At 70.5% G+C, this 24,244-nt stretch carries 25 protein-coding genes and 2 pseudogenes; 17 read left to right on the forward strand and 10 right to left on the reverse strand.

Annotated features, from left to right (window positions below):
* Positions 1–134 precede the first annotated feature (134 nt).
* Together Q0937_RS06340 and Q0937_RS06345 are read right to left on the reverse strand one after the other, a co-directional pair.
* Positions 135–1,217: a CAAX protease gene (locus tag Q0937_RS06340; protein WP_299301099.1), complete on the reverse strand. Its 1,083-nt coding sequence runs from the start codon at positions 1,215–1,217 to the stop codon at positions 135–137.
* Positions 1,214–2,233, reverse strand: a complete 1,020-nt coding sequence (locus tag Q0937_RS06345; RefSeq protein WP_299301102.1) for a class II glutamine amidotransferase — start codon at positions 2,231–2,233, stop codon at positions 1,214–1,216. The genes Q0937_RS06340 and Q0937_RS06345 overlap by 4 nt, the downstream gene beginning before the upstream one ends.
* 159 nt (positions 2,234–2,392) lie before the next feature.
* Here Q0937_RS06345 and Q0937_RS06350 point away from each other — a divergent pair, with 159 nt between their 5' ends.
* The gene (locus tag Q0937_RS06350; RefSeq protein ID WP_299301105.1) at positions 2,393–2,809 is read left to right on the forward strand and encodes a VOC family protein; all 417 of its coding nucleotides are present in this window, start codon (positions 2,393–2,395) and stop codon (positions 2,807–2,809) included.
* A gap of 88 nt (positions 2,810–2,897) precedes the next feature.
* Positions 2,898–3,584: an NADPH-dependent F420 reductase gene (locus Q0937_RS06355; RefSeq protein WP_299301108.1), complete on the forward strand. Its 687-nt coding sequence runs from the start codon at positions 2,898–2,900 to the stop codon at positions 3,582–3,584.
* Positions 3,585–3,642: 58 nt separating this feature from the next.
* On the opposite strand, the gene Q0937_RS06360 is transcribed toward Q0937_RS06355, so the two are convergent.
* Positions 3,643–4,692 (reverse strand): CPBP family intramembrane glutamic endopeptidase, encoded by a 1,050-nt coding sequence (locus Q0937_RS06360; protein ID WP_299301111.1) that lies wholly within the window; start codon positions 4,690–4,692, stop codon positions 3,643–3,645.
* Positions 4,693–4,835: 143 nt separating this feature from the next.
* Here Q0937_RS06360 and Q0937_RS06365 point away from each other — a divergent pair, with 143 nt between their 5' ends.
* Together Q0937_RS06365 and Q0937_RS06370 are read left to right on the forward strand one after the other, a co-directional pair.
* Positions 4,836–6,119, forward strand: a complete 1,284-nt coding sequence (locus tag Q0937_RS06365) for a sensor histidine kinase (protein WP_299301114.1) — start codon at positions 4,836–4,838, stop codon at positions 6,117–6,119.
* A complete protein-coding gene (locus Q0937_RS06370; protein ID WP_299301117.1) occupies positions 6,104–6,832 on the forward strand; it encodes a response regulator transcription factor in 729 nt (242 codons plus the stop codon). The genes Q0937_RS06365 and Q0937_RS06370 overlap by 16 nt, the downstream gene beginning before the upstream one ends.
* Positions 6,833–6,835: 3 nt before the next feature.
* On the opposite strand, the gene Q0937_RS06375 is transcribed toward Q0937_RS06370, so the two are convergent.
* Positions 6,836–7,012, reverse strand: a complete 177-nt coding sequence (locus tag Q0937_RS06375) for a hypothetical protein (RefSeq protein WP_299301120.1) — start codon at positions 7,010–7,012, stop codon at positions 6,836–6,838.
* A gap of 269 nt (positions 7,013–7,281) precedes the next feature.
* Here Q0937_RS06375 and Q0937_RS06380 point away from each other — a divergent pair, with 269 nt between their 5' ends.
* The 5 genes from Q0937_RS06380 (at position 7,282) to Q0937_RS06400 (ending at position 11,084) form a co-directional block, all read left to right on the forward strand.
* Positions 7,282–7,899 (forward strand): GyrI-like domain-containing protein, encoded by a 618-nt coding sequence (locus Q0937_RS06380; protein WP_299301123.1) that lies wholly within the window; start codon positions 7,282–7,284, stop codon positions 7,897–7,899.
* Positions 7,900–8,007: 108 nt separating this feature from the next.
* Positions 8,008–8,220 (forward strand): hypothetical protein, encoded by a 213-nt coding sequence (locus Q0937_RS06385; protein ID WP_299301126.1) that lies wholly within the window; start codon positions 8,008–8,010, stop codon positions 8,218–8,220.
* Positions 8,221–8,324: 104 nt separating this feature from the next.
* A complete protein-coding gene (locus tag Q0937_RS17990; protein WP_363323209.1) occupies positions 8,325–9,761 on the forward strand; it encodes a hypothetical protein in 1,437 nt (478 codons plus the stop codon).
* Between the two features lie 37 nt (positions 9,762–9,798).
* Entirely contained in the window at positions 9,799–10,557 is a 759-nt protein-coding gene (locus tag Q0937_RS06395; protein ID WP_299301129.1) for a glycosyltransferase family 2 protein, read from the forward strand.
* Complete coding sequence (locus Q0937_RS06400; protein ID WP_299301131.1) at positions 10,554–11,084, forward strand: hypothetical protein; 531 nt, start codon at positions 10,554–10,556, stop codon at positions 11,082–11,084. Before Q0937_RS06395 ends, Q0937_RS06400 begins: the two co-directional genes overlap by 4 nt.
* Before the next feature lie 89 nt (positions 11,085–11,173).
* Here the strand turns inward: Q0937_RS06400 and Q0937_RS06405 are convergent, their stop codons facing one another.
* From Q0937_RS06405 to Q0937_RS06415, 3 genes are all read right to left on the reverse strand, one after another.
* A complete protein-coding gene (locus Q0937_RS06405; protein ID WP_299301134.1) occupies positions 11,174–12,217 on the reverse strand; it encodes an aldo/keto reductase in 1,044 nt (347 codons plus the stop codon).
* A gap of 323 nt (positions 12,218–12,540) precedes the next feature.
* Complete coding sequence (locus Q0937_RS06410; RefSeq protein WP_299301137.1) at positions 12,541–13,515, reverse strand: ABC transporter permease; 975 nt, start codon at positions 13,513–13,515, stop codon at positions 12,541–12,543.
* A gap of 57 nt (positions 13,516–13,572) precedes the next feature.
* Positions 13,573–14,163 (reverse strand): TetR/AcrR family transcriptional regulator, encoded by a 591-nt coding sequence (locus Q0937_RS06415; RefSeq protein ID WP_299301140.1) that lies wholly within the window; start codon positions 14,161–14,163, stop codon positions 13,573–13,575.
* A 59-nt stretch (positions 14,164–14,222) separates the two neighbouring features.
* Here Q0937_RS06415 and Q0937_RS06420 point away from each other — a divergent pair, with 59 nt between their 5' ends.
* From Q0937_RS06420 to Q0937_RS06430, 3 genes and pseudogenes are all read left to right on the forward strand, one after another.
* Complete coding sequence (locus tag Q0937_RS06420) at positions 14,223–14,573, forward strand: hypothetical protein (RefSeq protein WP_299301142.1); 351 nt, start codon at positions 14,223–14,225, stop codon at positions 14,571–14,573.
* Positions 14,574–14,905: 332 nt separating this feature from the next.
* Positions 14,906–15,697: a c-type cytochrome biogenesis protein CcsB gene (gene ccsB / locus Q0937_RS06425; RefSeq protein WP_299301145.1), complete on the forward strand. Its 792-nt coding sequence runs from the start codon at positions 14,906–14,908 to the stop codon at positions 15,695–15,697.
* 144 nt (positions 15,698–15,841) lie between these two features.
* Positions 15,842–15,943, forward strand: a pseudogene (locus tag Q0937_RS06430) (ATP-binding protein); the annotation flags it as partial.
* Positions 15,944–16,093: 150 nt separating this feature from the next.
* On the opposite strand, the gene Q0937_RS06435 reads toward Q0937_RS06430, so the two are convergent.
* Positions 16,094–16,618, reverse strand: a complete 525-nt coding sequence (locus Q0937_RS06435) for a hypothetical protein (RefSeq protein WP_299302509.1) — start codon at positions 16,616–16,618, stop codon at positions 16,094–16,096.
* Between the two features lie 143 nt (positions 16,619–16,761).
* On the opposite strand from Q0937_RS06435, the gene Q0937_RS06440 reads away from it, so the two are divergent.
* Positions 16,762–17,244: a GNAT family N-acetyltransferase gene (locus Q0937_RS06440; RefSeq protein WP_299301147.1), complete on the forward strand. Its 483-nt coding sequence runs from the start codon at positions 16,762–16,764 to the stop codon at positions 17,242–17,244.
* Here the strand turns inward: Q0937_RS06440 and Q0937_RS06445 are convergent.
* A complete protein-coding gene (locus Q0937_RS06445) occupies positions 17,231–17,377 on the reverse strand; it encodes a hypothetical protein (RefSeq protein ID WP_299301150.1) in 147 nt (48 codons plus the stop codon). The genes Q0937_RS06440 and Q0937_RS06445 overlap by 14 nt on opposite strands.
* Before the next feature lie 72 nt (positions 17,378–17,449).
* On the opposite strand from Q0937_RS06445, the gene Q0937_RS06450 reads away from it, so the two are divergent.
* Both Q0937_RS06450 and Q0937_RS06455 read left to right on the forward strand, forming a co-directional pair.
* Positions 17,450–17,818 (forward strand): metalloregulator ArsR/SmtB family transcription factor, encoded by a 369-nt coding sequence (locus Q0937_RS06450; RefSeq protein WP_299301153.1) that lies wholly within the window; start codon positions 17,450–17,452, stop codon positions 17,816–17,818.
* Positions 17,815–19,509, forward strand: coding sequence for a SulP family inorganic anion transporter (locus Q0937_RS06455; RefSeq protein WP_299301156.1), 1,695 nt, complete (start codon positions 17,815–17,817; stop codon positions 19,507–19,509). Before Q0937_RS06450 ends, Q0937_RS06455 begins: the two co-directional genes overlap by 4 nt.
* Here the strand turns inward: Q0937_RS06455 and Q0937_RS06460 are convergent, their stop codons facing one another.
* The gene (locus Q0937_RS06460) at positions 19,510–22,164 is read right to left on the reverse strand and encodes an FAD/NAD(P)-binding protein (protein ID WP_299301159.1); all 2,655 of its coding nucleotides are present in this window, start codon (positions 22,162–22,164) and stop codon (positions 19,510–19,512) included.
* Between the two features lie 240 nt (positions 22,165–22,404).
* On the opposite strand from Q0937_RS06460, the gene Q0937_RS06465 reads away from it, so the two are divergent.
* Positions 22,405–23,349 carry an amino acid ABC transporter permease gene (locus Q0937_RS06465; protein WP_299302464.1) on the forward strand — a complete coding sequence of 315 codons (945 nt, stop codon included), beginning with the start codon at positions 22,405–22,407 and terminating at the stop codon, positions 23,347–23,349.
* Positions 23,346–24,164, forward strand: a pseudogene (locus Q0937_RS06470) (amino acid ABC transporter ATP-binding protein); the annotation flags it as partial. The gene Q0937_RS06465 and the pseudogene Q0937_RS06470, both read left to right, overlap by 4 nt.
* Between the last annotated feature and the right edge of the window lie 80 nt (positions 24,165–24,244).

Raw genomic sequence — 24,244 nt, forward strand, 5'->3', positions numbered from 1 at the left:
CTGTGCGCCGCCGACCATCCCGCCGAAGGCTCCTGCTCCCTCGACGTCACGCGGCCCGCAGGTGTGACGGACCAGTTCAGCACGGGTCAGATCAGCACCGGGTCAGAACAGCACAGGGTCACACCAGCACAGGGTCAGACCAGCACGGGTCCCGGAGCCGGGGCGTCTGCGGCCCGGCCGACGGGCTCGAGCAGGCGCAGTCCCTCTCGTCGGCTGATCATCACGACGATCAGCACCGCGAGCAGCAGAACGGCGACGGCGGAGGCCGCTCCCCCGGCGAGGGCTGCGTTTTCGAGGCCGGTGAACGCTCCCGCGCTGGCCAGCTCGTCGTGGCCGGCGACCGCCCGGTGGTCGGCGAGCGCCGCAGCCGAGGTCCCGGGGGCGGCCACCGCGGCGCTGAGCGCAGAGGCACCGGCCCCTGCGCCGGTGCCCGCGGCGAGCGCGGAGACGATCAGCGACCCCACGGTGGTGGTGAGGGTGAGGAGGATCGGCAGCTCGAGGCCGCCGCTCTTCCAGGCGAGCACCGCAGCGGCGAGCGCCAGGGCGAGGGCCGGGATCACCACAGCCGGGGTGAGCTGACGGCCGATCAGCGAGACCCCGGCGACGACCACGACGGGGAGAACGGGGCTGCGCAGCCAGGTGCCGACGGCCTGGAGGATCACGCCGCGCAGTGCCAGTTCGAGGCCCAGGGCCTGGAGGGGGGCCAGGACCAGCACGATCACGACCACGAGCAGCAGCTGGAGCGGCGGGACTCCGCTGGCCGCAGCACCCGCCGACTCTCCGGAGCTGGCGAGATGGCCGGCCACCGCGGCGATCGCCACCGTCGCCAGCGCCCCTGCCGCCACCCACACACCGAGCGGGCTCAGCAGGTCACGACGGAATCGGGCAGCGACGGACCAGGCCGTGCTCAGAGGTCGCCAGCCGCCGACGCGCACTCCCACGATCCCGGCGGGAAGCCACATGGCGCCCATCAGCAGCGCGAGCACTGCATCGAGCGGGCTGGTCGGATCGCCGCTGGTCACGCCGATGGCGACGTTCACACCGGGCGCGAGGGCGAGCACCAGGATCATGAGCACGAGCACCACGGAGACCAGCACCACATAGGCGATGAACGCCGCGGCGACGGCAAGCAGCGGCCGCGCCCAGGCGGACCATTCCGGTCGTAGCGTCGCGAGCCGGTGATAGGGGCGAGGACGCTCGGTCCCGAGGTGGTTCATGCGGCTTTTTCTGCACTCTCGTCGGGGCGCGCGGGGTGGGCGCCGGCGGTGTGGGCGGGGCGCGCGGTGTCGGCGCTGGTGGTGGTGGCGGGGTGGGCGGACTTCTCGACGAGGTTCCGACGGCGGTCCTCGTGGGCGCGGGCCTGCGCGGCGTGCGCCTGGGAGGCGGCGGCCGACAGACCGAGGTCCTCGATGCTGAGCGCGCGGGCGAGCGGACCGAACGGGCGTTCGCTGCGGACCTGCCCGTCGGCCGTGAGGTGCACGAGCTCGCCGGAGTCCAGGAGGCGCCAGGCGGGGTCGTCATCCAGGGGTTCGCTCGCGACGACGACGGAGCGCGCGCCGCGCGGGTCCTCGCTGCGGGCACGCAGGGCGAGCGAGTCCGAGGACTGCTCGAGGGTCTCGTCCTGTGCGTCCACGGAGACGGGGCGCTCGAGGATCCACAGCTCATTGGTCGCGGGCAGACGCACGGCGATGAGCTCCTCCCCGTTCATGACCAGGACGTTCACAGAGTAGACGGGGACATGGCGGGCGATCCAGCGCAGCGCGGCGGTCACCCCGGCGCGCAGGTCATCGCCGTGGGCGGCCACCTCGCCGGTGATCAGGGCGGACATCCATTCACTGTCGGTGGAGCCCTGGACGTGGTGGGCGGCGTCGAGCTCGGCGACCCGCTGCCGCATCTCCGCGGTGACCTCCAGGACCCCGTTGTGGGCGGAGATGATCCCGTCCTGCAGGAACGGATGGGTGTTCTCGTCGCAGTGCCCGGTGCCGGAGGAGAGCCGCAGGTGGGCGAGCATCGTGCGGGTGCGGAGCGTGGTCGCGAAGTCTGTGAACGCCTCGGACTCGTAGGCGGCGACGGGGCGCTTGCGGACCCGTGGCCGTCCGTCCTCGTCGATCCATCCCAGGCCGGTGCCGTCGGCGTTGAAGCGCGACTGGTTCAGCAGGGAGTAGGGCGCATCGAGCAACCAGAGATCGGCGGTGACGGGGCGGTCGGAATGAAGGGCGAAGAGTCGGCACATGGCCCCACCACTCTAGAACTCCCTGTCTGAGGGCGCAGTGAGGGCGACCACGAGAGCTGCGAGAGCTGAGTGCCGCTCGAGCCGTTCCCTCCGTCGGCCCCCGGTGGCACGATGATCCCACGAGGGTTCGCATCGCGGCCCCGCCCCTGAGGAGGAACCATGCCCAGTTCCACGCCCTATATCTCGTTCCCCGGCAATGCCGCCGAGGCCATGTCCTATTACCAGGAGGTCTTCGGCGGCACCCTCGACGTCATGACCTATGGGGACATGCCCATGGAGGGCATGCCGTTCACTCCTCCGCCGGGGGCCGTCGCCCATGCGCAGCTGCAGGGCGGCCTGGTCACCCTCGCCGGCGGCGACGACATCGGAGAGAGCCCCCAGCCGCTGGACGGTTCCGCCTACTCGCTGATGCTCATGCCCGCCTCCGTCGACGAAGCGCGGGCGCTGTTCGAGAAGCTCACCGCCACCGGCGCCACGGTGGAGATGCCCTTCGAGCTGGCCCCGTGGGGCGATCACTACGGCCAGGTCAAGGACCGCTTCGGTGTCCTGTGGCAGGTGGATGTCGGCCCCGCCTGACATCGCGACGGGTGGTGAGCGGCGAGCGCCAGGCGCGAGACCGGTCACTCCCGGGAAGCTCGCGCCCGCCGCCGGCGTTGGCACGGGCGTGAACACATCCACCCCTCGCATCCTCGGGATCCTCGGCGCCGGCAAGATCGGCACCGTGCTGGCCCGCCTCGCTACCGCCGCCGGATACGAGGTGCTGATCTCGGGCTCCGGCGAACCCTCCAAGATCGAGCTGATCACCGAGATCCTCGCCCCGGGCGCGCAGGCGGTGACCAGCCGGGAGGCCGCCGAGCGGGCGGATCTGGTGATCCTCGCGCTGCCCCTGGGCAAGCACGCCTCGATCCCGGCCGACGCCCTGCAGGGAAAGCTCGTGGTGGATGCGATGAACTACTGGTGGGAGACCGACGGGGTCCTCGAGGAGTTCTCCCATCCGGGTGCCTCGACCAGCGAGCTCGTGCAGGATCTGCTGTCCGGTGCCACGGTGGTGAAGGCCTTCAACCACATGGGCTATCACGATCTCGAGGACCTCGCCGGCCGTGCCGCGCCCCGGGCAGCGATCGCGATCGCCGGCCCCACCCCTGAGGCCGAGATCGTGGCCGCGCTGGTGGACGAGCTGGGCTTCGACCCGCTGCTGATCGGCTCCCTCGCCGAGGGCGTGCGCCTGCAGCCGTTCAGCGAGGCCTTCGGCAGCAGCGGTGACGCCACGACCCTCCAGGAGATCGTGAACCGCTTCCCGGACACAGAGCGCGGGCGCGAGGTCATGGCGGCCCTCGGCGAACGGGTCTGAGCAGGGCGCGGATCCGCACTGCTCGGGTTTGAGCGGGGACACTCTGCGCAGAGCCGCTCTAGGCCGCAAGGGTCTGGGCGCTGCCGCGCTGCGGCTCCCACAGCCCGAGGCCCTCGCGCCGTGAGTACCACCACCAGATCCCGGCCGAGAGCAGCAGCATCGGCGCCATCGCGAGCACGAAGCCGAGCAGGCGGATCTCTCCCTGCTCGGTGAAGCCGGGGATCAGCGGGGCGATCGCGAACAGGGTCCAGTTGTTCGCGGCGTGCAGCAGGATCGGGAGCTCGAGGCCCCCGGTCTTCCAGGCCAGCAGCCCCATCACGATCGCGAAGACGGCGATGTCGATCTGGCCCAGCCAGTTGTAGCCGTGGCCCAGCATGAACAGAGGCACGGGAACCAGGATCCCGATCAGCGGCCAGCGCAGCCAGGTGCCGAGGACCTGCATCGGCAGTGCCCGAAAGGCGAACTCCTCCCCGGCGCTCTGCAGCGGGGCGAGCACGATCGCCACCAGCCAGGCGAGGATCACGCTCGCGCTGAACTGGGGCACCACGATCGCCTCGCGCTCCAGGACCAGGTTCAGGACCAGGTTGATCAGCACGTACACCGGGACCACCACGAGCGCGGCGCGGCCCAGCAGGCCCCAGCGGAACCGGCCCAGCACCGAGAGGGCGATCCCCGCCCGCCCGTACCCTGCGAGGGTTCCCACCAGCACCGCCGGGATCAGCAGCGCGAGCATGCCGAGGCCGAAGGTCTGGTCCAGCGGGTTCAACGGATCCATCAGGGTGGCGCTGGGAGTGAATGCCGGCCAGATCAGGCTCACGACCACCAGCACCAGCAAGAGCTGCAGGTTCATCACCAGGAACACGGCGGCGGAGACCACCAGTGCGACCAGCGGACGCCACCAGTAGCGACGGTGCGGGATCGCGCGAGCGGCACGGTGGTAGGGCTGCGAGAGCATGTGGTCGCGGCCGCTCGGGACATGCGGGGATGTGGCCGGCATCGGCACGTCGGGGCTGCGCAGCACGCCGGGGCTGCGCAGCACGTCGGGGCTGCGGAGCATGTCGGCGGCAGCGGGAGGCGGGGAAGGGGGACGTGGAGAGGGCCGGGTCATGCCTCGATCCTGCCCGTCCCGTCGGCCGCTGCGCATCCGCCCCACGGCTCGGAGGGGACCCCGCCGATCGGCCGACCCCACGGACACAGGCATCAGCCGGCCGGGCGATCCGTCGGCCGCCGTCTGCTCTCTACTCTGGTTCCATGACCCTCCCCGTGACCCGCGCCTCGGCCGCACCCTCTGTGCGCAGCCCGCACCAGTGGGCGATCGCGGTGGCGCAGAGCCTCCTCGGCACGGCGCTGGGGCTGCTGCTGTTCCTGATCAGCTTCGGGTCGGTGCTGGTGGAGTTCGACGACCAGCCCCCCGGGGGCCTGGTGGCGCTGTTCGCCCTCGATGCCCTGGTGGGAGTCATCGCCACGATGGCGATCGGCCCGCTCCGCTTCCTACGGCCGGGACGACTGCACAGCGCGGCCCATCTGCTGCTGGCCGCCGCTGTCGGGCTCAGCGTCTGGTCGATGCCGGCCGCGGCGCTGGCCCTGTACCGGATCGGGCTGCGACGCCGCACGGTGCTCGATATCGGTGCGGTCCTGCTGGTCGCGGGCACCTCGATGGCGACGCTGAGCATTGATGGCCGTCTCCGCGGTGCTGAGCCGGAGCTCGTCGTGCTCTCCGCGGTGGGGGTGATGGTGGTGCTCACGCTGATCCCGCTGCTGATCGGCCACGTGGTGGGCACCCGCCACGAGCTCCTGGCCTCGCTGCAGGAACGCGCGGCCTCGGCGGAGCGGGAGCGGGAGACCGCCCAGCGGGAGCGCGCCGCCGCCGAGCGCGAAGCCTTGGCCCAGGTGCGGGAGCGGGAGGCCGATGCCGCCCGGGTGCGTGCCGAGGAGCGGGCGGCGCTGGCCCGCGACATGCATGACAGCGTCTCCCACCACCTCGCCACGATCGCCCTGCATGCCGGTGCCATGACCTATCGCGAGGACCTCTCCCCCGAGGTGCTGCGCCGCTCCGCAGGAACGGTGCGGGATGCCGCGCAGCAGGCGAACCGGGAGCTGCGCACGGTGCTGATCGGGCTGCGCAGCACCGACGGCGATCAGCCGCTGGCCTCCGCGCCGACCCTGGAGGCCGTCGTCGAACGCTGCCGGAAGGAGGGGCAGGAGGTCGAGCTGCGTTGGGAGGGCCTGACCGCGGAGGATCTCCTGGCCTGCGACCGCAGCACGGTGGTAGCGCTGGCCCGAATCCTCACCGAGGTCACGGTGAACGCCGCCAAGCATGCCCCGGGCGCTCCGCTGCAGGTCACCCTCCTCCGCAGCGACCAGCGGGTGGTGCTGCAGGCCCGGAATCCGCTGCCCACCGCGCCGGTGACCTCAGCGACCTCGACCGGCCACGGGCTGCTCGGGGTGCAGGAGCGGGCGCGACTGCTGGGCGGGGAGGCGCGGTACGGCGCGGCTGCTGGAATCTTCGAGGTGGAAGCATGGATGCCATGGTGAACAGTGCAGAGGATCGGAATCATTCCGCCGAGAACGGAGTGCGGGTGCTGCTGGTCGACGATGAGGCGCTGATGCGCGCCGGCCTACGGCTGATGATCGACGGCGCGCACGGCATCGAGGTGATCGGGGAGGCGGCCGACGGCGCTGCTGCCCTCGAGCAGATCCGCTCCCTGGCTCCCGACGTGGTGCTGATGGACATCCGCATGCCCCGCATGACCGGGCTCGAGTCTCTGCGGGCCCTGCAGACGGAGGGCAATCAGGCGCGAGTGGTCATGCTGACCGCCTTCGACACCGACGACTTCCTGCTGGAGGCGCTGCGCGCCGGTGCGGTGTCGTTCCTGCTCAAGGATTCCCCGCCCGAGGAGGTGGTGCAGGCGGTGCTCGATGCCGCAGGAGATCGGCCCCGCTTCTCGCCGGAGGTGCTCACGCGCCTGGTGCGGCTCGCCTCCGGTGGGTCGGCTGGCGACGCCTCCGCTGCCGGGGGGTTCGAGGCGGCCGACGGCCGCGCGACCGTCCCGACGCCTGCCGGCATCACCGAGCGCGAGTGGGAGGTGGCGCGCCTGGTCGCGCGCGGGCTCGCGAATCAGGAGGTCGGGGAGAGCCTGTTCATGTCGGTCGCCACCGTGAAGACCCACCTGGGCAGGCTCTATCACAAGCTGCAGGTCACCAACCGGGTGCAGCTCGCGATCCGGGTGCTCGAGCTGGGCGGCTGAACACTATAGGGCGGTCACGAGCGCGGCGACCCCGACCACGAGGGTGGCCAGCCCCAGTCCGAGCACCCAGCGCGGGATCGCACCGGGCTTCGCGGTGACGTTGGTGATGTAGATGCCGATGATCGATGCGAAGAACAGCGCCCCGGCGAGGATGAGGAGTCCGGCGGTCAGCGCGCTCATGACGCCTCCCCCGCGACGCACAGCAGGCATCTCATCGTCGGTCCCCTCCCTCGGTGGTGCCGCGGGGCACCGGATCGATACGGCGGCCGGGCACGTCAGCTCGCGCCGGCGTAGATCCCGTCCTCCTCAAGGATACGTGTTCCCTGGCCACGGTCGGCTTCGGGGGCACTCCTCGCGGCCCGTCGCGCTGAACCCTGCTCGGGCACACGCCACCCTCGACCTCTGGCCGCGCCGGGCCGGGCCGTGCCCGGGGAGCGAGAATGTCGACCATGAGCGCACCGGCGAAGTACGACGTGAAGACCCAGCTTCCGGACTACCGCGCCCGGCGCGGCACCTTCGAGCTCCTCAAGATCCCCCGCCGTCACTTCCTGATGATCGACGGCGCGGGGGATCCGAATGCGGCCCCGGCCTATGATGCGGCGCTGCAGGCGCTCTACCCCCTCGCCTACCGGCTGAAGTTCCTCAGCAAGCGCGAGCTGGGCAGGGACTACGTGGTCCCGCCGCTGGAGGGGCTGTGGTGGGCCGGGGACATGATCTCGTTCACCGCAGAGAGGGACAAGAACCGCTGGCAGTGGCGGATGATGCTGATGACCCCGCCGTGGATCGACCAGGAGCATGTCGAGTCCGACGGGGGTGTGCGGTGGGAGGCCTTCGAGGAGGGGCTGTGCCTGCAGACCCTCCACGTCGGCCCCTACGACGCCGAAGGGCCGGTGCTCGAGCAGCTGCACCATCAGCAGGTCCCCGAGCGGGGCCTCGCCCTGCGCGGGCTGCACCACGAGATCTATCTGGGAGACCCCCGTCGAGCGCGGCCGGACCGGCTGCGCACGATCCTGCGCCAGCCTGTCGAGCACGCCGCCCGCGGGACTGCCACGGAGGGCCGACTATGATCACGCAGCTGCTCGTGGAGCCTAGCGGCACGACGGGGAACATCGCGATCACGGTGCGACCTCGTGCGAGACAGCGTTCCCGCGCGAACGCAGCTGCTCACTGTCGTGGTGACCTGTGACGTCGAAACCGCGCTCGAGCGAGCACTGGCCGGCCCCAGCCGCAGGTTGTCTCGGAACAAGGACTTCCTGCGCCGGGTCCACGCCGAATGGTCCCGCCAGGTGCCCCAGATCCCCGCGGATCTCCTGCTCGATACCGCAGTGTCGTCGCTCGCCGAGAGTGTGCTCCGGATCCATACGGTGCTCGCGAAGAGGCGTGACTGACTCTCGCAGCCCCGCCACTCGCGCAGTGGTCGGCAAAGCAGCAACCCGCACGCTTCACGGAAATGTGCTCGCCGACCGTCCTGCCTCCCGGTAGCGTCCCGCCCATGCCCGCCCCTCACCCGCTCAACCCGTTCGCAACCGTCGACCGCTCCACCCCGTACCCCGAGGTCGAGAATCTGCTGCGCGATGCGGGCTGGAGCGACTGCGGGGCCGGGGACTGGGCCTTCGCACTGGTCTCACCGGACGGAGGCATCGTGGCCCGGATCAGCCCCTTCGATCCCGTCGGCCCGTATACCGCACGCCTGTACGAGCAGGCGGCGATGACCGGCGCGGTGCCGCGCCTGCATCTGCACCGGCGGCTCGCCGGAGGGGCGGATCTGCAGGTCATGGAGCGTCTGTTCTCGGTCCCGGAGGAGGAGGCGACCGGCTTCCTCGGGGAGTTCGCGCAGCCGGAGGGCGACCTCTCGAACCTCGCCGACGTGGTGGGGCGGGTCCACGCCGAGGCACGGCGCGAGCTCGCCTGGTGCGGCCCGTTGGACGCGAATCCTTCGAACATCATGCGCGCGGCCGCGGGGCACCTGGTGATGATCGACCCGTACTACGCCGACGGCCCGCACCTCTATGCGCTGGCCGCGCAGGACCCGGACCTCTTCATCACGACGATCCCCGCGAAAGAGCGCCGGCATCTCACCGAGATCCCGCTGGCTGAGTCGGGTCCCTGGCCGGCCTCCGAACGCGAGGAGCTGCGCGAGTCCCTGCGCCTGGCCGATGCCCGCCGAGCCGAGGCGGGACGCGCCGAACGGTTGATCGCCGAGGCCGCCGTCGCGGACGTGGACGGCTGGGGCTTCGGCTGGCTGGACGGCCGCGCCACCGAGGAACGCCCGGACTGGGGTTACGCCAGGCTGCTCGCACAGGCGGTGGCCGACGCCGAGGTCGCGATCGATCTCGACACCGGCGGCGGGGAGGTGCTCGGGCAGTGCCCGCGCCTCGCCGCACAGCAGCACGCCACCGAGTCCTGGCCGCCGAATGCGGCGCAGGCCCGGGCGCTGCTCGGCCCGCGCGGGGTGGAGGTGCATGAGACCGTGCCAGGTGCCCCGATCCCCCTTCCCGACAGCGCCGCGGACCTGATCACCTCTCGCCACCCGGTCGCGCCGGACTGGCCGGAGATCGCTCGCGTACTGGCCCCGGGTGGCGAGTACCTCGCCCAGCACGTCGGCCCCGCCTCGGCCTTCGCGCTGATCGAACATTTCGTCGGGCCCACCACCGAGGCTCAGCGCCGCAGCCGCCACCCCGCGGACGAGGCCGCCGCGGCGGAGGCCGCGGGACTCGAGGTCACCGAGCTGCGCACCGCGCGGCTGCGGATGGAGTTCTTCGATGTGGGGGCCGTGGTGTGGATCCTGCGGAAATGCGTGTGGTGGGTGCCGGACTTCGACGTGGACCGCTACCGGGAGCAGCTGCTCGCGATGGGCGAGATCATCCGCCGGGACGGCTCCTACGTCGCCCATTCCACACGACACCTGCTCCGGGCGCGGCGCCGATGACCCCTCGATATAGGTAGCGTGAGCAGGTGTGGAGACCTTGACACCGACCTGTTCCGTCGTCGTACCCGTCCGGGACGACGCGCGCGAGCTGCGCGGGCTGCTGAGCGCCCTCGCCCAGCAGACGGAACCGCCGCTGGAGATCATCGTGGTGGACAACGGCTCCCGCGACGACAGCGCCGCCGTGGCCCGCGCCGCAGGCTGCACCGTCCTGCCGTACCCGGTCCCGGGCATCGCCGGGGCGGCGGCGCTCGGGTACGACGCCGCTCGGGGTGACCTGATCGTCCGCTGCGATGCCGACAGTCGACCCCCGCCGGGATGGCTCGCCGCGCACCGGCAGGAGCACACCGTCGCAGCCCCCGGCACCGTGATCGTCACCGGACCGGGTTTGTTCCGCCTTCCTCGTCCGTGGGCGGGGCTCGTCTCTGGCGTCTACGTCGGCGGATATCTGCTGCTGACGGCGGCGGCGCTGGGTCACTTCCCGGCGTTCGGCACCACGATGTCGATGCCGCGGTCCTGGTGGAAGGAGGCGCGGGAGGGTGCCTCGCGCAGCGCGGAGGTGCACGACGACATGGACCTCTCTTTCCAGGTGCGGCCGGGCCAGAGGGTGCAGGTCTCGCGCGAGGTGGGCGTCACCATGTCCTCGCGGGCACTGGCCCGGGACCGCGGCCAGCTGCTGCGCTGGCGCCGGGCCGCGCTCACCCTCCGTCGCAACTGGCGTCGAGAGCGGCCGTGGGAGCGCTGGGTGGCACGGTGCCGCGGGTCCCTCACCGTCACCGCGGCGCGGCCCGGCAGATGAGCGGCCGCGCAGCGGGTGTCGCCCGATCGGTGGCGATGCTGCCGGTGCGGTGGTCGGGGCTGGCACTGGCCGCTGGCTTCGCGATCACCGGCTTGTGGGTCGAGGTGGCGGTGTCGATGCTGGTCGCGCTCGCGCAGGTGGTGGCGTGGCGGTCGGGCCTGCCTGCCCGATGGGAGATCGCGACATCGCTGGTGTGCCTGGTCGCGGCGATCAGCTCGTTCCTGCTGCTGTACGAGAAGCTTCCGTGGTGGGACCTGCCCGTGCACGCAGCGCTCACCGGTCTGCTGGCGGTGCTGGTGGCGCGCGTGCTGCACCGTTCTCGGCCGACGGCAGCGCGCGTGATCACCACCGGGGCGCTGCTGGCGGTGGTGTGGGAGCTGATGGAGCTGGCCGGCCACCACTGGGTGGACCCCACCGTCTATATCGCGCCGGCGGACACCCTCACCGACCTCCTGGCGGGACTGGCGGGAACCATGGTCGCCGCGCTGCTGTGGGGACGGGGAGCGGCCGCCACGAAGGTTCCATGACGGCCGCCGGGGCGTGCGTCAGTCGTCCGAGACGGAGACGGTCACCTCGATGTTGCCGCGGGTGGCGCTCGAAGTCGGTGACGAGTCGATCAGCTCTCGCGCCGCGGCGATGCTGCTGAGCCCGGGGTCCGTCCCGGGACGCTCTCGCTCGGCGCCAGCGCGCCCGAGACCTGGTGGGGGACGTACGGCGCCTCGAGCGCGGCGATCTCGTCGGCCGTGAGCTCGAGATCGAGCGCGCCGAGCGCGGCGTCGAGGTGCCCGGTCTTCGTGGCGCCGATGATCGGGGAGACCACCGGGTCCTTCGCGAGCAGCCAGGCCAGCGCCACATGCACCCGCTCCACACCGCGGTCCTCGGCGATCCGGGCGACCTGCTCGACGATCTGTCGGTCCGTCTCCTCGGTCGAGTCGTATTTCGACTTCGCGGTGGTGTCGGTGCGGGCACGCTCGGTGTCCGCATCCCAGTCCCGGGTGAGGCGCCCGGCGGCGAGCGGACTGTACGGGGTGGAGGCGACGCCGAGCTCCCGCAGCAGCGGCATCATCTCCCGTTCCTCCTCGCGGTAGAGGAGGTTGTAGTGGTTCTGCATGGAGACGAACTTCGTCCACCCGTTCACCTCGGCGACATGCTGCGCCTGCAGGAACTGCCAGGCGAACATCGCCGAGGCCCCGATGTAGCGGACCTTCCCGGAGCGCACCACATCATCCAGCGCCCGCATCGTCTCCTCGATCGGGACCGTGTAGTCCCAGCGGTGGATGAGGTAGAGGTCGATGTAGTCCGTGCCGAGCCGGCGCAGGCTGTTCTCCACCTCGGAGAGGATCGCCTTGCGGGAGAGGCCGCCGCCGTTCGGGCCCTCGTGCATCCGGCCGTGCACCTTGGTGGCCAGCACGATCTCGTCGCGCTTGGCGTAGTCGGCCAGCGCCTTGCCCACGATCTCCTCGCTGCGTCCCAGGGAATAGACGTTCGCGGTATCGAAGAAGTTGATGCCGGAGTCCAGGGCGTGCTTGATGACCGGACGCGACTCCTCCTCATCCAGGACCCACTGGTGGATCCACCGCTCCCGGTCGCCGAACCCCATTGTGCCCAGGGACAGACGCGAGACGTCCAGACCGGTGCTGCCGAGCTTCACGTACTCCACGGTGTGCTCCTTCTGCTCTGCGATTCCGGGCTGCGAGTGCCCGACGGTTCCATCCTCGCATCGTGGGAAAGCGGGAGGGCGATCTCGGGCCCGTACGGGCCACAGCTCGCTGAGTCGCTGCCCTTGGGTTCCTCTCCGGAGGCCGCGCCGCACGAGGATCCAGTGTTGCCCACGGGCAGCCGATCGGTGAGAAACGCCTGTCCCCGGTGTGGTGTCGGGTTTGGACGTCTTGATCGTGCGCCTTCACTCACGCATAGGCGTGAGCGTGCCGTCGACCATCTCCAGGATCCTGTCGCAGTGGGCCAGGACCTCATGGTCATGGGTCACCATGACGCCCGCGATCTGCTTCTCGTGGCACTGCTCGGCGAGCAGTTCGACGATGTCCTGACTCCTCTGGCGGTCCAGGGCGGCGGTTGGCTCGTCCACGAGAAGGACTCCGGGCGCGTTGACCGAGGCACGAGCGATTCCGACGCGCCCATGGCGCGCAGGACCGCGAGCTCGTGGCCTCGCTGGATGGTCCAGACGGTGAAGAAGGCGCCGACGACGAGCGCCCCGATCGCGTAGAGGAACCACTGGATCATGCTGAGCGTGAGGGTCTCGGCCTGGTATCCCGGTGAGGCGTTGAAGGACTGCTCAAGTGTCACGGAGGTCGTCCCGGCGGCACTGTCGCCGGCTGCCAGGGCGTCGGCGTCCGCCTTGGCGAGCGGGGATCCGTCGACCGCCTCGATGGCGACCCCGGAGGCGTACTCGAAGTCGAGCGCTGCGAGCTGCTCCGCAGTCGGCGCGGATCCGGCGGGAGCCTCACCCGCGGCGATCAGCTGCCAGGTGCCCAGGGGCAGGTAGGCGACGTCGACGTGCCCGAAGGTGGCCTGCCCATCGGTGAAGCCGATGACTTCGAGCTCGGTGCCCACCTGGTCCAAGGTGATGACGGAGCCGAGCTCCAGGCTCTCGCCGCGCAAGGTCTCGGAGATGATGATTCCTCCGGGGGCGCCGAGTGCGCTTCCGGCGGACAGCTCAGGCGCAAGGAAGGAGTCCGGTTCGATCCCGAACAGGGACAGGTCGATCTGGAGGCCCTGGTCGGTCTCCGCGTTCATGATGGATGCGCCCATCGGAGAGGCGGTGGCGACATCGGGATGCTTCTCCCAGGCCGCGATCTGCTCATCGTCGACGATCGATCGGGAGAAGGCGTTGTCCGCTTTGGTGCCTTCATCGAAAGCGAATGAGGAGACAGGCATCGACTTCAGGCCGGAGACTCCGCCGCTGACCAGGCCGGTGGAGAGTCCGGAGAGCAGGACCATGAGGACGGCGATCAGGGCGATGACTGCCGAGGGGCGCCTGCGCCGCAGGCGGCCGTCTTACCTTCCTCGACCACCGAGCTCGCGCACCATGGGGCCGAGCATGGTTGCGAGGAGGTTTCGCACCTGGTCCAGGTCGAGGCCGGCCTCGAGCTGCAGGGTGGCAGCGTGGACCACGGCGTTGACCAGTTCCGCGATCGCCTCCGGGGACTCCACACCGAGTTCGGTGAGGGTCTGGATCAGGGGCTCCTGGAGGTCGCGATGCATGCTCGCCGCCTGCTGATCGATCGCTTCGCTCGGCTCCAGGGCGGCCAGGGCCGTGCCCACCGCATGGGCGCCCTCGGCGACGAGTTCGACGTTCGCCTCGGCGTAGGCCAGCACGCTGTCGGCAACCGTCGGCGCCGCCGCCACCGCGCCGGTCACTCGTTCGACCCAGCGGGGATAGATGTCCCGGACCATTGCCTGGAGCAGCTCTTGCTTCGAGCCGAAGTACTGGTACGTGCTGGTGCGCGCCAGTCCCGCCCGCTCCGCCACTGCTGACAGGCTCGGGGCCTCGCCGGTCTCCAGGAGGAGGTCGTGGGCGGCGTCCAGCAGAGCGCGTTCGCGCGCGGCGCGGTGCTCGGCGACGGTCGGCTGACTGATACGAGGCATGAGCCGACCATACGTCGAGATGGTCCCGACACCATGTCGGGACCTTGTAGGGTTCGGGCATGGAACTCCTGCACTCACTCATCCTCCTGACACATTTCGTCGGCGCGGCGGCGCTCATCGGTGGCTGGTTGGCCACTTTTCGGGCTCCCACCGTGCTCCGTTGGCAGCTCATCGGTGCGTGGCTGCAGTTGATCTCCGGAGTGCTGCTCGTCGGCCTTCTCGAGATGGGAGATGGCGGACCGGTCAATCACCTGAAGATCGGCGTCAAGCTCCTTGTCGTGATCGCCGTGGTGGTCGCCGCGATCATCGGCCGACGGAAGGCCAAGCGGGACGAGGACGTTCCCGTCGGTCTGGCTCATGCCGTCGGCGGGCTGGCCCTGCTCAACATGGCCATTGCGGTCCTGTGGTGACCGGATACCTGCCGCCGACCGCCGAACACCACGCCTGACACACCGGGAGACCGACGATGGTTGATCACCCGCTGGCCGAGATCTCGAACCTGGCCATCGTCGTCGCAATCGTGCTCTATGTCCTCGCACTGATCGGCTTCGCGGCAGATCTGGCCTCGAGCACGCAATGACGCAGCGACGCACGTCTGAACAGCGAGCACACTGAGGCACCCTCAGCGAAGCATCCTGTGGTGGCATCCGTGGGAGGCGCGCCAGCAGAGGGCATCCCTCCACGGGCGCCGGGTGGATCAGTGCTCACCACCGCTGCGCCGCCCCGTGATGTGCCCCGCTCGATGTCATCGCAGAAGTTCGCGTTCCTCGTTGCGGGCGCCGGGACGCTTGCGCATATCGCTGGTGTGGGGTTGCGCGCCGCTGCGACTCAGCGAGTGCCGTGGGCGAACATGTACGAGTTCGCCGCCACCAGCGCCGCGCTCGTGATGCTGCTCTTCCTCATCTTCTCCATCACTCGACGTGAGCTGCGTCTGCTCGGTACGTTCGTCGTCGGCGCGATACTCCTGCTGATGTTCCTGGCCCAGACCTTCTGGATCGTCCCCGCAGCCGCGCTCACGCCGAGCCTGCAGAACTCCCACTGGCTTGTCGTCCATATCGGAGTCGCTGTCCTGGCCACCGCACTGTCGATCCTGGGCGCACTGGTCGCCTCTCTTCAGCTGGTCCAGGCCCGAGACGAGAAGAGCCGTGCCGATCGCAGCGCCTCCGGGGACGAGCACATCGAGCACCGGGGCCGGATCGGGGCCACGCTCGACCGTCTCCCCGTCTCTCGAGTGCTCGAGACTCTCAGCTTCCGCGTGCACTCCGTGGCCTTCGTGTGCTGGACCTTCACTCTGATCTGCGGTTCCATCTGGGCCCGCGAGGCCTTGGGGCGATACTGGGGATGGGATCCCAAGGAGGTGTGGACCTTCGTCATCTGGGTGCTCTACGCCGCCTATCTCCACGCCCGCGCCACCGGCGGATTCCGCCGGAATCGAGCGGCCGGGCTCGCCCTCGCCGGATTCGTCGCAGTGGTCTTCAACTACACGATCGTCAACACCGTCATCAACGGGTTGCACTCGTATTCAGGGCTGTAGGAGACACATCCGTCACGCCGAGCATGCCCAGAGGTGACAGTCGCCGTGAGCCTCGGGCTTTCATCGTCGAAGTATCCGAGGGGCGGGTGGAAGAAGCAGTTCTCGCGTCGTGATCCGGGGAAGATCCTCACGGATCTCGCGCTCGAAAAGTGACTGCTGCTCGTACTGACACGTCACTGGAAACGCCTCGGCCGCACCCTCGACTCCGACGACTTCACCGACGCCCAGGCCATCGACGCGATCGAAGCCTGCCGGAAGACCCTTCCCCGTGCGTGGCTCGCTCTCCCGGCTCGCCCTGGTGCGTCGGGACGCGGTGGATGCGGGGGCGCAGACACGCTCTGCGGACGGCGACAGCTGCCGCCTCGCCGTCGGCTGACCGAGTCCGCGCCGGGCGGTTCAGCCGCCGAGGTTCCTGCGGATCAGGCGGACCACCCGGACGACCAGGGGGAACCCGATTCCCAGCAGGATCCACCACATGTCGAACCCCATGCGGTAGAAGAAGATGGCGAAGACGATCAGGCCGACCGACGACCCGAGGAGCCCGATCACCTGGGCGACGATCGAACGACCACTCCGGCTGCGCCCCTGCCCCTCGCCCGAGTGCCCGGTGAAGCTCGACGCCCAGGCAGAGCCCTGATCGCGATCCTCCGAGATCGCCGCATCCCCAGTGACCTCCCCGAAGCGGGGCGCCATCGACTCCGCCGCCTGCCCCTTGTCCCGTTCCGAGAAGTCGGACTCCGCTGGGCGCCGGGCGCCCTGGGAGCTGCGGGGATCCCGCGAGAAGTCCGAGGCGAAATCAGAGGAGAAGCGTCCGGAGCCTTGACCGCGCTCCGGAACTGCACCGCCATCCCGGTCCCCTCCACCCAGCCAGGACGGGTCCCCACCCGGTCCGTGATCATCATTCCCCCACCGATTCGTCATGCGCACACTGTAGGCGCAACCCTCTGCTCCCTGAGCTGAGGTGGCAGGGCCTCTCTGCGTCTGCGCATTGCGGGCACGCACGATACGGCGTGCGGGCCCGGGATACGGTCGGTGCATGCGACACCTCAGCAAGGAGCAGGTCCGTGACCTCCTCCCCCGCCTGTGATGAGGTACGGGTCGTGCCGCTCGACGACGCCACCGCCCTACTGCTCACCGCAGCGAATTCGGCCTGGGCGGCCGCGGTCCCTGTCTGGCAGGAGAGCATGCGCACCGGCCGCAGCACCCTGCTGGTTGCGCTCCGTGATGACGCGCCGGTGGGAGTGGCTCAACTGGTCCACCGCGAGCCGCCCGAGATCTGCAATGTCGGAGTGCCGGAGAAGCAGCGCGGTCAGGGCATCGGCACTGCACTGATGCGTGAGGCGGAGCGCCAGGCACAGCCCGCTGGGCGGCTCCAGCTCGGCGTGGGCGTGGACAATCCCCGTGCCCGTCGGCTCTATGAGCGGCTCGGCTATCGGCTGCTCGGAGAGCAGGTCACCACCACCTACGAGTACGTGGACGCCGGCGGGGTGGGTCGTAGCGTGACGGAGACCGACGAGATCATGGAGAAGGACCTCACGACGCGGTGATGTCCGCCGTGCTGCACGGGAGGAAGGCGAGCGCAGCGAAGGCATTGGCGCTTCCGTGCGTGGGTTCCCCCAGCCCCAGCACACCGTCCGCGCCGAGCAGGGACAGCAGTCGGTCGACGAGGTCGGCACTCATGCGGACATGGTGTCATCGTCTTGGCCACATCGGCGTGCGACCTGCATCGCTGATCGGTATGATGTTTTCATCATGTCACTATCCCAGACCCAGCGTCCGCTCTACGAGGTCAAGGCCAACCTCTTCAAGGGCCTCGCCCACCCGTACCGCATCCGGATCCTCGAGCTGCTCGCCGAGGATGACGAGGTCAGTGTCGCCGCGCTCCAGGCCGAGACGGAGCTGGAACCCTCTCATCTCTCCCAGCACCTCTCCGTGCTGCGCCGCCATCATCTGGTGGCCTCCGAGCGCCGCGCGAGCCACGTCTACTACCGCCTGGCCGATCCGCGGATCCGCGAGCTGCTGGCGGTTGCGCGCGCCCTGTTGCTGGCCATGCTCAGCGAGGACCGTGCACGGCTGGATGCCGCACAGAGCCTGCCCGAGATCAAGGCGGCGCACCGATGACCGCCCCCGCCCTCTCCGAGCGTTTGCGCACAGCACTGGCGCGCTCCCGCGACCTGTGGCCCGCCCGCGAGGACTACCGCCTGCTGCCGAAGACCTGGCGGAAGGACCTGGTCGCGGGCGTGACCGTCGGGATCGTCGCACTGCCCCTCGCACTCGGCTTCGGCGTCAGCTCCGGCCTCACCGCAGAGCAGGGACTGGTCACCGCGATCGTCGCCGGGCTCCTCGCCGCCGTGTTCGGCGGCTCCAACGTGCAGGTCTCCGGGCCGACGGGCGCCATGGTGGTGGTGCTCGTCCCGATCGTCGCCAACTACGGCGTGGGCGCGATCGCCGCAGTGACCCTGCTGGCCGGGCTGATGGTGATGGCAACCGGTCTGCTGCGGCTGGGGAAGGTGGTCTCGATCATCCCGTGGCCGGTGATCGAGGGGTTCACCCTCGGCATCGCCTGCATCATCTTCCTGCAGCAGGTCCCACAGATCACCTCCGCGGACCCCGCTGAGCCGGGAGAGCTGAGCTCGAACGCCCTGGTCGCTGCAGTGCAGTCGCTCGCGATGGCGGATCCGCAGTACCTTGCGTGGGCGCTGGGCGCGGTCGTGATCGTCGCCGCCTGCATGCTGATCGCCCCGCGGATCCATCCCTCGATCCCGGGCTCGCTGATCGGGATCGCCGTGGTCGCGCTGCTCGCGGCGCTGATCCCCGGCCCGCTGGCCACGATCGGGGCGATCCCCGCCTCCTTGCCCGCCCCCACGGTGCCGACGATCGATCCGGCGCTGCTGGGGGTGCTGCTGCCGGCGGCGGCGACGGTTGCGACGCTCGCCGCGATCGAGTCCCTGCTCTCGGCCCGAGTGGCCGGCACCATGGCGGACACCGGCGCCTTCGACCCCGATCGCGAGCTGGTGGGCCAGGGCATCGCCTCCATCGGCGCCTCCCTGTTCGGCGGCATGCCCGCGACCGGCGCGATAGCCCGCACCTCGGTCTCCATCCGCGCCGGGGCCCGCACCCGCGCGTCCTCGATCATCCACGCGCTGGTGCTGCTGGCGGTCGTGTACGTCGCAGCGGGACCGGTCGGGATGATCCCGCTCGCGGCGCTCGCCGGGGTGCTGTTCATGACCGCGATCCGCATGGTGCGGGCGGCCACGGTGCGCTCGATCATGACGTCGACCCGCTCCGATGCCTGGATCTTCGTGATCACCGCGCTGGTCACGGTCTCCTTCGACCTGATCGTCGCGGTGCTGATCGGCGTGGTGCTCGCCGCGATCGTCGCCCTGCGCAGCGCCGCCCGCACCACCGGAGTGAGCCTGGAGCCGATCCAGGCCGCATCACCGAGCGAACTGGACGGATCGATCGTCGCGGTCCGGTTCCAGGGCCCGCTGTTCTTCGTCTCCTCGGAACGGGTGTTCGAGACCGTGATGGAGGTGAGGGACGTGACGGTCGTGATCTTGCGGCTCTCCCGGCTGGAGCGGGTCGATGCCAGCGGCGCCCAGGTGCTCGCCGAGATCGTGCGCGGGCTCGAGCGCCGAGGCATCACCGTGCTGATCAAAGGGGTGCAGGACAGCCACAGCGCCCTGTTCCGTCGCGTGGGGGTGCTGGCCGCGCTGCGCCACCACAAGCACCTCTTCGTGGACTTCGACAGCGCGCTCGAGCACGCCAGGTCGCATGTGGAGAGGGCGCTGGCCGCCCGGCGCGACGCCTGATCAGGCCGCGTGGATCCGCGCTTCGCGGCGCCCGCTGAGCTCCGCCGCCGTGCTCCAACCGTTGAACAGGGCCTCTCCGGGCTCGAGATCGCGGCCGTCGGCGAGGGTGCCCACGACCACGGGCTCATAGCCGAGGCGCTGCAGCAGTGCGGAGACCACGTCGGCCGCTCGGGGATCGTCCGCAGCCACGGCGATCGCCCGTCGGCTCGGATCGCCGTCCTCGCGGCCGTGGTCCTCGACGTCGTGATAGCCGATGTGGTTGAGGGTCTTGACCACCCGCGCCCCCGGCAGCCGGGCCGCGAGCAGCTCGCTCGTGGAGAGTGCGGCATCCAGATCGCCGAACGCGGCGCGTGCTTCGGCGACGGCGAGCGCGTCGGCCTCGCCCCAGGGGTTGGTGGCATCGATGACGATCGCGCCGTGCAGCGCCTCCGCATCGAGCCGGAGGGCGACGTGCAGAGGCACGGTGATCGCGACGACGTCGCTGGCCGCGGCGATCTCGCGGAGGCCGACGGGCCGGGCACCGGGCAGCCTCGCCGCGAGCGCCGGCGCTGGTGCGCGCCCGGCCACCTGCACCTCGAGACCGCAGCGCAGGGCGGTGCGCGCGAGGGCGCTGCCGATCTTCCCAGGGCCGAGCACCCCCAGCCGCAGCGAGCGGGTGGTGCGCAGAGGCAGCTCTGCGGTGTGGGAGCGCACCGCGGAGGTGGAGGTCTCGACGAGCGCGGAGGTCTCGACAGACGCAGAGGTCTCGGCAGGAGCGGACGTCGCGACGGAGGGGGAGAGCTCCACTCCGGTCGCCGCAGCTCGCCCCGCCCGTTCTGCCGCAGCGAGCAGCTCGCGGGCCAGGGCGTCGTTGCGGCGGTGGCAGGGGGCGTTGGTGCGGGGTCGGGCGAAGGCGCCGATGGGCAGCTCCGAGGTCCAGGGGCCGACGGCCCAGAGATTCTGCTGCGGGGCACCGTCCGGGCCGATGACCCGGTGCCGCTGATCCACCTCGAGGGTCCCTGACAGGCCCGCTGACTCCCGTCCCACCGCAGCGTCGCCACCGGCCACCAGATCGCGCAGCAGAGGGTTGGTGGAGTTCGCGAGCGAGCTCTCGGGCAGGAAGGCGTCCACCAGCGCGGCGGCTGTGACCTGCACGCCCGCTGCTCCACGGGCGGTGAAGCGGCCGGTGGTCTCGTCGGCCGTGACTCTGGTCCGGGGGCCCAGGAAGTGCACCACCCCGGCCCGTTCGAGAGCGAGCAGCTGGTGCAGGCGGTGCGGGGGCGGGCCGGAGTCGACGAAGCTGAACAGCGAATGCCACCAGCGGGGGTAGTCACCGCCTGCGCCGTCGCGGAGCCGGGAGGCGGGCAGCTGGTCCACCAAGGCCCCGTGCAGGCGCAGCAGCAGCTGGAAGAGGGCGCGAGCGGGGGCGGTATCGCCTTGGGTGCGGGAGCGCAGGTCGTGCTCGATATGGCGCACCACCGCATCCCGGGTGACCCGTGGATGAGCGTCGCCATGCAGCCAGGCCAGCGGGTCATCGAGCCAGGCCAGCGGCTCTTCGCCGGGTGCGGCGACGGGAGCATCGGGCACCCAGCGGGCCACCTCGGCGGCGATCAGCGGCAGCACGTCGTCGCGGAAGCCCAGGCGACCCTCGGCATCCTCGCGCGCGGCGAGGTTCTCGGGGGTCAGGTGCAGGAGATCGCCGGGTCCGGCCGGCTCGCCCTCCCCGCGGACCTTGGAGTGGTAGGGCACGCCGCGCCGGGATCCCACCCAGAGCCGGGGCTCCGTGCCCGAGGGCTGATAGGTGAGGCGGTCGGGCTCGCCCGGCAGCGGAGCGGGGAGGAAGCGGCCGCCGCGCCCCTCGGTCAGCAGGGCCATCAGGTCGATGAAGGCCAGGCCCATCCCGCGCACGATCACGTCCTCCTTCGGCGCGAGCTGCTCGATCAGGGCGTCGGAGGCCTGAGAGGGCGGAAGGTAGGTGCCGCCGTGGCGGCGGGCGAAGGCGGCCAGCTGATGGCGGGCCACCGACGGGCGGGCATCAGTGTGCCCAGCGGCCAGCAGCAGCAGATCGGTGCGCAGCGGCGCGCGGTCCTCGAGCTCGACGGTCCAGCCGTGAGTCCCCTGGTCGGCTGAGCCGGTCACCCGGACGGGGGCGACCCGTGAGCCGGGCGAGATGGCGGTCGCAGTGGTGCGATGCACGGTGACGCTGACCGTCGTGGGGAGATTCGCGAGCACCTGGCCGAAGAACCACTCGAGGTAGAGGGCCTGCACGCGGCGGCCGGCGAAGTCGGTCTCCTGCAGTGCCGTGATCTCCGCGAGCCGCTCGGTACCGGCGGTGGGTGCGGCGATCGTGCCGCGACGGATCCCGTCGGCCCACTCGGCGAGGGAGGGGCCGGCGACCACGGGTCCGACGCACTCGACGGTCTCGTCCGCGAAGATCGACACATCAGCCGCGCGGGAGTTCATCAGCAGCAGCGGGCTCTCCTCGGCGCGCCAGATACGACCGGCTCCGGGCATGTGCGGGTCCACGATGTCGACGTGCAGCGGCGCCTGCTCGAGGTGCCCTGCCTGGTCAGGGAGGGCCGCGCTCGCGCTGAGGCGCTCGAGCACACCGATCGCCCGCGGCCCGCCGCCGACGATCACGAGGCGTGTGGTCGGTGCGCTGATCCGGGAGTTCATCCGTCGGGATCCCTTCTGAGGTGTCTCTGTGTCACATCATGACGGTCCATAGCCGCCACCTTGCATCTCCATTAGATTCCCTTATAACGTCTGTCCGTGCAAGCCCAGACCACTCCCCGGTTCACGCTCCGTCACGGAAGGCATCTCATGACCTCCTCCGTCGTCTCCCCCGAGACCACGCAACGCACGCCCACGGCCACCCCGGCCGCCGGGCATGCCACGGCGACGGGACATCATGAGATGTCGTGCCCGCCGCCTGCGGCTCCCCCCGAGGACCTCTCCCGCCTGCGCGTGGTCCCCGCCCGACACCCCGGTCGGGTGGTGCTCGCCGTGGGCGTCGGCCTGCTGGTCGCCGTCGTCCTCTACTCCTTCGTGACCAATCCGCGCTGGGAGTGGGGCGTGGTGGCCCAGTGGTTCTTCGCCGAGTCGATCATCCGCGGCCTCCTGGAGACCTTGAAGCTCACCGTGATGGCGGGGGCGGTGGGCTTCGGCCTGGGCCTCGCACTCGCGCTCATGAGGCTGTCGAAGTCCGGACTGATCTCCAGTGTGAGCTGGACCTTCTCCTGGATCTTCCGCTCCACGCCGCTGCTCGTGCAGCTGCTGCTCTGGTACAACCTGGGTTACCTCTACGAGCGCATCACCCTCGGCATCCCGCTGACGGAGATCACCTTCTTCGACGCCCGCACCAGCGACCTCATGACCCCGATGCTCGCCGCAGTGCTGGGCCTGGGCCTGCACCAGGCTGCCTATGCGGCGGAGCTGATCCGCGGCGGCATCCTCTCGGTGGACCAGGGTCAGCTGGAGGCGGCGAGCGCACTCGGCATCCCAGCCCGCGACCGCTCCCTGCGGATCGTGCTGCCGCAGGCGATGCGGGCAATCCTGCCCACCGCCTTCAACGAGATCATCGGCCTGGTCAAAGGCACCTCGATCGTCTACGTGCTGGCCCACGCCGAGCTGTTCTTCACCATCCAGCTGATCTACGGCCGCACCCAGCAGGTGCTGCCGATGCTGCTGGTCGCGACGCTCTGGTACGTCGTGATCACCTCGGCGCTGTCCGTCGGGCAGTACTACATCGAGCGCCACTACTCCAAGGGCGCCGTGCGCACCCTGCCGCCCACACCGCTGCAGAAGGCGCGCGCCCGCCTCGCCCGCCTCCGCCCCACCCCGACGGGAGCTCCCGCATGAGCCTGCACCCCGGCACCGCCCCGCACACCGACACCGACCCGCACCCTGACACCGCCTCGCTCGGAGGACTCGTCGAGATCCGCGGCGTCCACAAGTCCTTCGGCGACCTCGAGGTGCTGCGCGGCATCGACCTGCGCATCGACCCCGGCTCGGTGACCGTGATCCTGGGCCCCTCGGGCTCTGGGAAATCCACCCTGCTGCGCACCATCAACCACCTCGAACCCGTCAGCCAGGGTCTGATCAGCGTGGACGGCGAGGTGATCGGATACCGCCGCGAGGGCGAGCTGCTGCATGAGCTCCACGAGAAGGAGGTGCTGCGCCAGCGCACCTCGATCGGCATGGTGTTCCAGAGCTTCAACCTCTTCGCCCATATGACGGCGGTGGGGAATGTGGCCGAGGCGCCCCGCCGGGCCCTGGGGGTGCCGCGCCGCGAGGCCGAGGCCCGGGCCCGCGAACTGCTCACGCTGGTGGGCCTCTCCGACAAGTTCGATGTCTACCCTCGCCAGCTCTCCGGCGGCCAGCAGCAGCGGGTCGCGATCGCCCGCGCCCTTGCGCTGCGACCCAAGGTGCTGCTCTTCGACGAGCCCACCAGCGCGCTGGATCCGGAGCTGGTCGAGGAGGTGCTGGCGGTGATCCGCTCCCTCACCCGGGCCGGCACCACTCTGGTGATCGTCACCCACGAGATCTCCTTCGCCCGGGACGTCGCCGACACCGTGGTCTTCATGGACCAAGGCCGGATCGTCGAGCAGGGCCCGCCCGCCGAGGTCCTCGACCGCCCCCGCCACGAGCGCACCCGCGCCTTCCTGCAACGGGTGCGCACCGGCGCGGAGGCAGCGGACGAGGATCCGGCACCCACCAGCCCGCCACCCGTCGAGCCGTCGCCCGCACCCCCGGC

Origin of the sequence: uncultured Brachybacterium sp., assembly GCF_947500705.1 — a bacterium.
Lineage (GTDB): Bacteria > Actinomycetota > Actinomycetes > Actinomycetales > Dermabacteraceae > Brachybacterium.

What these genes read in the sequence shown, in the direction of transcription:
- Q0937_RS06345 (WP_299301102.1), bottom strand. Translation starts at nt 2,233, where the DNA reads ATGTGCCGACTCTTCGCCCTTCATTCCGACCGCCCCGTCACCGCCGAT.
- ccsB (WP_299301145.1), top strand. Translation starts at nt 14,906, where the DNA reads ATGTCATCGCAGAAGTTCGCGTTCCTCGTTGCGGGCGCCGGGACGCTT.
- Q0937_RS06365 (WP_299301114.1), top strand. Translation starts at nt 4,836, where the DNA reads ATGACCCTCCCCGTGACCCGCGCCTCGGCCGCACCCTCTGTGCGCAGC.
- Q0937_RS06445 (WP_299301150.1), bottom strand. Translation starts at nt 17,377, where the DNA reads ATGAGTGCCGACCTCGTCGACCGACTGCTGTCCCTGCTCGGCGCGGAC.
- Q0937_RS06450 (WP_299301153.1), top strand. Translation starts at nt 17,450, where the DNA reads ATGTCACTATCCCAGACCCAGCGTCCGCTCTACGAGGTCAAGGCCAAC.
- Q0937_RS06420 (WP_299301142.1), top strand. Translation starts at nt 14,223, where the DNA reads ATGGAACTCCTGCACTCACTCATCCTCCTGACACATTTCGTCGGCGCG.
- Q0937_RS06370 (WP_299301117.1), top strand. Translation starts at nt 6,104, where the DNA reads ATGGATGCCATGGTGAACAGTGCAGAGGATCGGAATCATTCCGCCGAG.
- Q0937_RS06455 (WP_299301156.1), top strand. Translation starts at nt 17,815, where the DNA reads ATGACCGCCCCCGCCCTCTCCGAGCGTTTGCGCACAGCACTGGCGCGC.
- Q0937_RS06415 (WP_299301140.1), bottom strand. Translation starts at nt 14,163, where the DNA reads ATGCCTCGTATCAGTCAGCCGACCGTCGCCGAGCACCGCGCCGCGCGC.
- Q0937_RS06410 (WP_299301137.1), bottom strand. Translation starts at nt 13,515, where the DNA reads ATGGTCCTGCTCTCCGGACTCTCCACCGGCCTGGTCAGCGGCGGAGTC.
- Q0937_RS06360 (WP_299301111.1), bottom strand. Translation starts at nt 4,692, where the DNA reads ATGACCCGGCCCTCTCCACGTCCCCCTTCCCCGCCTCCCGCTGCCGCC.
- Q0937_RS06460 (WP_299301159.1), bottom strand. Translation starts at nt 22,164, where the DNA reads ATGAACTCCCGGATCAGCGCACCGACCACACGCCTCGTGATCGTCGGC.
- Q0937_RS06380 (WP_299301123.1), top strand. Translation starts at nt 7,282, where the DNA reads ATGAGCGCACCGGCGAAGTACGACGTGAAGACCCAGCTTCCGGACTAC.
- Q0937_RS17990 (WP_363323209.1), top strand. Translation starts at nt 8,325, where the DNA reads ATGCCCGCCCCTCACCCGCTCAACCCGTTCGCAACCGTCGACCGCTCC.
- Q0937_RS06400 (WP_299301131.1), top strand. Translation starts at nt 10,554, where the DNA reads ATGAGCGGCCGCGCAGCGGGTGTCGCCCGATCGGTGGCGATGCTGCCG.
- Q0937_RS06375 (WP_299301120.1), bottom strand. Translation starts at nt 7,012, where the DNA reads ATGAGCGCGCTGACCGCCGGACTCCTCATCCTCGCCGGGGCGCTGTTC.
- Q0937_RS06435 (WP_299302509.1), bottom strand. Translation starts at nt 16,618, where the DNA reads ATGACGAATCGGTGGGGGAATGATGATCACGGACCGGGTGGGGACCCG.
- Q0937_RS06340 (WP_299301099.1), bottom strand. Translation starts at nt 1,217, where the DNA reads ATGAACCACCTCGGGACCGAGCGTCCTCGCCCCTATCACCGGCTCGCG.
- Q0937_RS06465 (WP_299302464.1), top strand. Translation starts at nt 22,405, where the DNA reads ATGTCGTGCCCGCCGCCTGCGGCTCCCCCCGAGGACCTCTCCCGCCTG.
- Q0937_RS06350 (WP_299301105.1), top strand. Translation starts at nt 2,393, where the DNA reads ATGCCCAGTTCCACGCCCTATATCTCGTTCCCCGGCAATGCCGCCGAG.